The following is a 6,000-nucleotide window of genomic DNA, read 5'->3' on the forward strand; positions in this document are numbered from 1 at the left end:
CGACCATGGGTTGCGGAAACTTGAAAGGCCGCTGTGAGAGGAGGCGTCCATGGGATCGGTGCGCAAGGCGAGTGCCTGGTTGGGCCTCGTCGACGACAACGATGACGAGCGCTACTACGACGACGACTACGCCGAGGGTCAGGAGCAGGGTGATGCCTGGGTGACCGACCCGCGGGTGCAGGTCGCATCCGACACGGCGGAGGAGACCGGCCGCCGGATCGGCACGGTCACCCCGGACAGCTTCCGGGACGCCCGGGTCATCGGCGAGCTCTTCCGGGACGGCGTCCCGGTCATCATCAACCTCACGAACATGGAGGCCGGCGACGCCAAGCGCGTGGTGGACTTCGCGGCCGGTCTGATCTTCGGCCTGCGCGGCTCGATCGACCGGGTCTCCAACCGGGTCTTCCTGCTGACCCCGGCGCACACGGAGATCGTCAGCGGCGACGCCGCGAGCCGGCACCAGGACGGTTTCTTCAACCAGAGCTGAGGCAGGGCCGTTCACCGGCCCTGCCCGCTTCGGGCACCGGGGTCACCGGAACGCGTCGAGCCCGGTGAACGCCTTGCCCAGTACGAGTTGGTGCATCTCGACGGTGCCTTCGTAGGTGAGCACCGACTCCAGGTTGGTGGCGTGCCGCATCACGGGATACTCGAGCGAGATCCCGTTGGCGCCGAGGATCGTGCGCGCGGTGCGGCAGATCTCGATGGCCTCGCGTACGTTGTTGAGCTTGCCGAAGCTCACCTGCTCGGGACGCAGACGTCCCGCGTCCATGCGCCGCCCCAGATGGTGGGCGAGCAGAATCCCCTTGTGCAGTTCGACCGCCATGTCGGCGAGCTTGGCCTGGGTGAGCTGGAACCCGCCGATGGGCCTGCCGAACTGTTCCCGCGTCTTCGCGTACTCGACGGCGGCCTCGAAACACGACCGGGCGGCACCCATGGCTCCCCACACGATCCCGTACCGGGCGTGGGAGAGACAGCTGAGCGGCCCCTTGAGCCCGATGACACCCGGGAGTACGGCGTCGGAGGGCAACCGCACGTCGTCGAGGACGAGTTCACTGGTGACGGAGGCCCGCAGGGACCACTTGTGCCTGATCTCGGGGGCGGAGAAGCCGGGGCTGCCGGCGGGAACGACGAACCCTCGGATCCCCTCGTCGGTCCGCGCCCACACCACGGCGACACCGGCGACGGACCCGTTGGTGATCCACATCTTGCGGCCGTTGAGAACCCAGTCCTCGCCGTCACGCTTGGCGTAGGTGCGCATCGAGGCGGGGTCGGAGCCATGGTCGGGCTCGGTGAGCCCGAAGCACCCGATGACCTCACCAGCGGCCATACGGGGCAGCCACTCCTGCTTCTGCTCCTCGCTTCCGAAGCGGTGGATGGCGTACATGGCGAGGGACCCCTGTACCGAGACGAGGGACCGGATTCCGGAGTCGCCGGCCTCCAGCTCCAGGCAGGCGAGCCCGTACTGCACGGCACTGGCCCCGGCGCACCCGTACCCGCTGAGCGACATGCCGAGCGCGCCGATGCCGCCGAGCTCCCGGGCGAGCTCCCGGATCGTGGGCAGCTCCCCCTTCTCGTACCACTCGGCGACGTACGGCAGCACGCGGTCCGCCGCCCAGGTCCGCACGGTGTCGCGGACGGCGAGATCCTCGGCGTCCAGCAGGTCGTCGATCCCGAGCGGGTCGGCGGGATCGAAGGGCGGCAAGGTCGGGGACGCGGACATGGGGCAGCCTCCGTGACACTGAAAACTAACAGTGCTAGTCATGACTGGACGGGGCCGACGCTACGATGCGCTGCGCTGTGCGTCCAGTAGGTGCGGGTTCGCCTCGCGAGGGCCGCTCACCCGTCGGCGGCCGCGGGTCACGCCGAGACGCGGGACTCCGCGACCTCCCGGGGCGCAGGCACCTGTGCCGGACCCGCCTCTGCCGGACCCGCCGCAGGCGCCTCGCACTGCATCACACGCGGCAACCGCACCGCCATCACCGCGCCCAGCAGCAACAGCCCCGCGCTGACCAGCAGCGTCACATGCAGTCCATGCACGAAGGAGTCGCGCGCCGCGCGCCGCAGGGCCTCGCCCCGCGCGCCACCCAGGCGGTCCGCCACCTCGTACGCCTCTCCCAGCGAATGGCCGGCGGCCTTGGACGCCGGCCCCGGAATCCCCGGCACCGACGACAGGCGGGGCCCGTACGCCGCATTCATCACGCTGCCCAGCAGTGCGATCCCGATGCCCGCGCCCAGCTGGTAGGACGTCTCGCCGATCGCCGCCGCCCCGCCGGCCTGCTCCTGCGGCGCCTCGCTCAGCATCGACTCGTACGCCCCGAAGAGCGTCGTCTCCAGACCGAAGCCCAGCAGGACGAAACCGGCCATCAGCAGCCCCGGGTTGTCGTGAGCGCCCATCGCCGTCAGCGTGAGCACCGACACGGCCGTGAGGCAGAAGCCGGCCACCACCATCCGGCGCGGGCCGAAGCGGTGCAGCATGTTCGAGCCGACCAGGCCCGCCGCCATCGCCGCGATCGTCAGCGGCAGCAGCCGCAGCCCCGTCTGCAGTGGCGAGAGGTGCAGCACCAGCTGCAGGTACTGCGCCGCGATCAGTTCGAGCCCGACCAGCGCCAGCATCGCCAGCACGATGCATCCGACGGACGTGCTGAACGCCGGGCGCGCGAACATCCGCAGATCCACCAGCGGGTGCACACGGCGGCGCTGACGGCGTACGAAGGCGACGAGCAGGCCCGCGCCCACGAGCAGCGGCAGCACGGTGTACGGGCTCAGTGGCGGCTCCCCGCCGCCGAGCCGCTTCACCCCCAGGACCGCCCCGAAGAGGCCGACCGCCGCCATGAGCGCCCCGACCACGTCCCAGGGGCCGTCGCGCTCGCCCTTCGACTCCGGCAGCAGCAGCCGTCCGACCGGCAGGCTGACCAGCATCAGCGGGATGTTGACCAGGAAGACCGAACCCCACCAGAAGCGCTCCAGCAGGAAGCCGCCCAGCAGCGGCCCGACGGCCGCGCCCACCGCAGCCACGGCACTCCAGATGCCGATCGCCAGCGCCCGCTCGCGCCGGTCGGGGAAGACCTGACGCAGGATGGACAGCGTCGCGGGCATGATCATCGCGCCGCCCACGCCGAGCAGCGCTCGCGCCCCGATCAGCACCTGCGCGTCCTGGGCGAGGGCCGCGACACCGGAAGCGACGCCGAAGAGCCCGTATCCGAGCAGCAGGACACGTCTGCGGCCGATCCGGTCGCCCAGCGTGCCGAAGAGGATCAACAGCGAGGCGCAGACGAGCGGATAGGTGTCGACGATCCAGAGCAGTTCTATCGCGCCGGGCTTGAGGTCCTTGCTGACCGCGGGCATCGCGACGTGCAGCACGGTGGCGTCGACCGCGACCAGCAGCAGGCTCACACAGAGGACGACGAGGACGACCCAGCGGTTGGCACCGGCCCCGGCCGCCCGGCGGCGCAGCGCGACGGCGGCCGTGGTCGTCCCGGACATGTACGTACCTCCCAGATGCTCCCTCGCTTCGGCGGATCCACGGGGTGGGGACTTCCCCGCGACGGCGGCCGGGAGGAGCGGTACTCCCGGGGCCCACGCAACGAAACGAGCGAGCCGCCAGCGTACGCGAGTTCCCGGGGCCATCACGTGGCGGACCTCTCACGTTTTCACGGGAGAGGGTGTGGTATACGCCACTCCTCACCCGGTCCACCACGGCGGAAGAGGGCGTCCGGTTCCGTACGACGTCGATAATCGAGCGCGTGACCGATCTTGAAATGCGCCCGGCGCCACCCCGCACCGGCGCCGTGCGCCGGGCCGCCCCCGCGCTGGTGGGCTACGCGGCCGTCCGTGCCCTGGGCCTCGTGGCGCTCGGGCTGTGGAGCTCGGCACGCGGCACGAGCCCGCACACCCTGCTGACGGCCCGCTGGGACTCGCTCTGGTACACCCGCGTCGCCGCGCTCGGCTACGGCTACGAGGTCCGCCTCCCGAACGGCGACGTGCACTCGAACCTCGCGTTCTTCCCGCTGCTGCCCTGGCTGGAGCGGCTCGGAGCGGCGCTGACCCCGTTGTCGTACGCCGACGCGGGTCTCCTCGTCTCGACGCTCGCCTCGCTCGCCGCGGCCTGGGGGATCTTCGCGGTCGCGGACCATGTGTACGGGCACCGGATCGGGGTCCGCACGGTGCTGCTGTGGGCGGTGCTGCCGGTCGGCATCGTGCAGTCGATGGCGTACAGCGAGTCACTGTTCACTGCGCTCGCCGCCTGGTCGCTGTACGCGGTCCTGACGGGACGTTGGGTGACGGCGGGCATGCTCGCCTCACTGGCGGGTCTGACCCGGCCGGTGGGGGCGGCCGTGGTCGCGGCCGTGTGGGCGGCGGCCATCGCCTCGTACGTCTCGTACGTACGGGACCGGCGCACAGCCGGGCCGGACGGCGCGCCACCCGTCCGCCCGGCCCTCGGCATGCTCCTCGCCCCCGTCGGCGCGGCCGGTTACGTCCTGTGGGTCGGACATCACACCGGCAAGGGGCCCCTCGGCTATCTCGACGTCCAGGCCGGCTGGCGCAACGGCTTCGACGGGGGTTACGCCTTCGCCCGATTCATCGCCGACAAGTTCACGTCCTTCCCCTCGGCCCTGGCCGGTGCGGCTCTGATCGTCGGGGTCGCGCTGATCGTCCGGCTGTATGTGGCGTGCGTACGGCAGGGCCAGCCGCTGCCGTTGCTCGTGTACGCGGGTGTCGTCACCGCGCTCGCCCTGTGCGCGTCGAGCTACTTCGGCTCGAAGCCGCGCCTTCTGCTGCCCGCCTTTCCCCTGCTGCTGCCCCTCGCCCGGGCGCTGGCGGGGGCTCGTCCGTCCAGGTCGGCCGCGGTCCTCGGTGGTGTCGCAGCGGCATCGGCCCTCTACGGAGCGTTCTGGCTGAACGGCTCCGGTCCGCCATGATCCACTCCGCCACGGGCGGTGAGCGACCGGGGAATTCCGCCCCAGCATTCGGTGAACGAATAGACAATGGCCATAAAACCAAGACGCCCGATGATCAATGGAATTGACGGCCGAGCGGCGATGCGATTGCGGAATCCGCAGAAATAAACGTCCTGTTGAGAGGAATCCCACATCACATCGTCATCACAAACCCAGTGATTCGGGTGGGACCGGAGCTCACTCGCTGTAACGTCGATTGAGTGCGTACCGAACGGAAGCTGAGCCGTCTGGACCGGGTCTTCGCCCGGTTGGACCGTGAGCCGGGACGACCGGCTTATATTGACGTGCCCAGGATGAGTCGACACCGAGTGGTTCTCTTCTCGGGAACCCTGGCCTTCTACGTGGCGATCATCTGGGCCGTCGTCGTCTCCTCCTGGCTGGTCCGGCTCGACTGGCAGGTCATGTTCTTCCGGCCCTACCAGCAGTGGCCGCAGATCCATGCGTTCCTCGACTACTACGTGGTGCTGGGTCAGCGCGGCCCCACCGCGGTGATGGTCGCGGCCTGGCTCGGCTGGCGCTCCTGGCGACAGCACACCCTGCGCCCGCTGCTCACGCTGGGCGCGGCACTGCTCCTGCTGAACATCACGGTCGGTGCCGCCAAGTACGGCATGGGGCGTCTGGGACCGCACTACGCGACCGTCATCGGCTCGAACGAGATGTGGCGCGGCGGCGATATATTCCCTTCGGGCCACACCGCGAACGCCGTGGTGACCTGGGGCATCCTGGCCTATCTGGCCTCGACGCCGCGAGCCAGACGCTGGTTGTCCGCGCTCTCCGCGGTCACCTCCCTGGGCGTCGGCCTGACCACGGTCTACCTCGGTACGCACTGGCTGAGCGACGTGCTCCTCGGCTGGGCCGCGGGTCTGCTGATCCTGCTGGCGCTGCCCTGGTTCGAGCCGCTGATCGCCCGTGCCGAGACGGCCATCCTCGCGGTGCGGGACCGTCGGCGCAGCCGCCGTGCCGTCCCGGTGCCCGTTCCGGCCCCCGTGGGCGTGTCCACGGCCGTCGCGGCGGCGCGCGCGGTCGTGGACGGGCAGGCGCC

The 6,000-nt window shown here is 70.5% G+C and carries 5 protein-coding genes; 3 read left to right on the forward strand and 2 right to left on the reverse strand.

The annotated features are described in order from the left end of the window. Positions 1 to 49 precede the first annotated feature (49 nt). Positions 50 to 487: a cell division protein SepF gene (locus tag ABT186_RS22170; protein WP_351237273.1), complete on the forward strand. Its 438-nt coding sequence runs from the start codon at positions 50 to 52 to the stop codon at positions 485 to 487. A gap of 42 nt (positions 488 to 529) precedes the next feature. On the opposite strand, the gene ABT186_RS22175 is transcribed toward ABT186_RS22170, so the two are convergent. Next, on the reverse strand, positions 530 to 1,720 hold the full coding sequence (locus ABT186_RS22175) for an acyl-CoA dehydrogenase family protein (RefSeq protein ID WP_351926380.1): 1,191 nt from the start codon (positions 1,718 to 1,720) through the stop codon (positions 530 to 532). Between the two features lie 137 nt (positions 1,721 to 1,857). Beyond that, positions 1,858 to 3,483 carry an MFS transporter gene (locus tag ABT186_RS22180; RefSeq protein WP_351237277.1) on the reverse strand — a complete coding sequence of 542 codons (1,626 nt, stop codon included), beginning with the start codon at positions 3,481 to 3,483 and terminating at the stop codon, positions 1,858 to 1,860. A gap of 260 nt (positions 3,484 to 3,743) precedes the next feature. Between ABT186_RS22180 and ABT186_RS22185 the strand changes: the two genes are divergently transcribed. After that, positions 3,744 to 4,919 carry a glycosyltransferase family 39 protein gene (locus ABT186_RS22185; protein ID WP_351237279.1) on the forward strand — a complete coding sequence of 392 codons (1,176 nt, stop codon included), beginning with the start codon at positions 3,744 to 3,746 and terminating at the stop codon, positions 4,917 to 4,919. Positions 4,920 to 5,158: 239 nt separating this feature from the next. Further along, positions 5,159 to 6,000 (forward strand): phosphatase PAP2 family protein (locus ABT186_RS22190; protein WP_351926382.1); only part of this gene is annotated, 842 nt, incomplete at its 3' end.

This window comes from Streptomyces sp. NPDC001634 (genome assembly GCF_040298185.1).
Lineage (GTDB): Bacteria > Actinomycetota > Actinomycetes > Streptomycetales > Streptomycetaceae > Streptomyces.

What these genes read in the sequence shown, in the direction of transcription:
- ABT186_RS22170 (WP_351237273.1), top strand. Translation starts at nt 50, where the DNA reads ATGGGATCGGTGCGCAAGGCGAGTGCCTGGTTGGGCCTCGTCGACGAC.
- ABT186_RS22175 (WP_351926380.1), bottom strand. Translation starts at nt 1,720, where the DNA reads ATGTCCGCGTCCCCGACCTTGCCGCCCTTCGATCCCGCCGACCCGCTC.
- ABT186_RS22180 (WP_351237277.1), bottom strand. Translation starts at nt 3,483, where the DNA reads ATGTCCGGGACGACCACGGCCGCCGTCGCGCTGCGCCGCCGGGCGGCC.